At 68.1% G+C, this 1,029-nt stretch carries 1 protein-coding gene and 1 pseudogene; one reads left to right on the top strand and one right to left on the bottom strand.

Annotated elements, in window-relative coordinates; genetic code table 11:
* The first annotated feature begins 27 nt into the window (after positions 1-27).
* A complete protein-coding gene (locus EOB80_RS35965; protein WP_348629499.1) occupies positions 28-750 on the top strand; it encodes an iron chelate uptake ABC transporter family permease subunit in 723 nt (240 codons plus the stop codon).
* A 36-nt stretch (positions 751-786) separates the two neighbouring features.
* Here the strand turns inward: EOB80_RS35965 and EOB80_RS35065 are convergent.
* A pseudogene (locus tag EOB80_RS35065) lies at positions 787-1,029 on the bottom strand (aspartate/glutamate racemase family protein); the annotation flags it as partial.

Raw genomic sequence — 1,029 nt, 5'->3', positions numbered from 1 at the left:
CCCGGCAACCCGCTGGCAAGCCCCGAAGTGCTTGGCGTCGGCACCGGCGCCGGTGCCGGCCTGACAGCCGTGCTGATGGTCAGCGCCACGGCCGATCTTGGCTGGCAGCTCGCCGGCTCAGCCCTGGGCTCACTGGTGGCCTTGATTGCCATGCTGGCCATTGCCGCACGAGCAAAGTTCGGTGCCGAGCGGCTGCTGCTTGCCGGGATCGCCATGAGCGCGCTGTGCAGCGCTGCGATCACCGCGACGATCGCCATGGGCAACGCGCAGTCCTACATCCTGTTGCGCTGGCTGAGCGGCTCGACCGGCCAGGCGTCGGCGCTCGATGCAGGGCTAGCACTCGCCTGTCTGTTGCCGCTGACGTTGCCGCTGTTCCTTGCCGCCCGCTGGCTGGACATCCTGCCGCTCGGGTCCGACAGCGCACGCGGCCTGGGCGTGCCGGTTGCCGGCGGACGGCTGATGCTGATCATCGTTGCCGCGCTGCTGACCGCGCTGGCCGCCATGGTCGTCGGGCCATTGAGCTTCGTCGGCCTGATCGCGCCACACCTTGCCCGTCTGGTCGGCTTTTCCCGCGCCCGCGTCCATCTCGCCGGAGCGATGCTTCTGGGCGCCTTGCTGATGATCGTCTCGGACTGGCTGTCGCGCATGGCGGCCTTTCCCTACGAACTGCCCGCCGGCCTGTTCGCTTCGCTGCTTGGCGGGCCGTATCTCGTCTACCTGCTTGCCAAGGGCGTGCCGCGCCAGGGCTGACGGGTTCCGAAATGCTATGAGGTTTTATCCATAGGGCTAGGCCAGTGCGGCCAAGCTGGCGCGCATCGATCGGTCATGTTCCGGCAGCCGCGATACGGTCGGCAGGCCGCGGGCTTCCTGGGCACCGAAGCCCAGCCGTGTCAGACAGGCTCGCGCCAAGGCCGCATTGCTGTCGATGACGACCAATCCATTGATATCGTTGAGGCTGGCGGCCACCACCGACAGTTCGGTGCAGCCGAGGAGGGCTGCATCGGCGCCGGCCGCTTGCGCGATGTCGAG

Source organism: Mesorhizobium sp. M7A.F.Ca.MR.245.00.0.0 (assembly GCF_003997415.1).
Lineage (GTDB): Bacteria > Pseudomonadota > Alphaproteobacteria > Rhizobiales > Rhizobiaceae > Mesorhizobium.
Note: the sequence above shows the minus strand (reverse complement) of the source record. Positions and strands in the feature narration are given on the sequence as shown.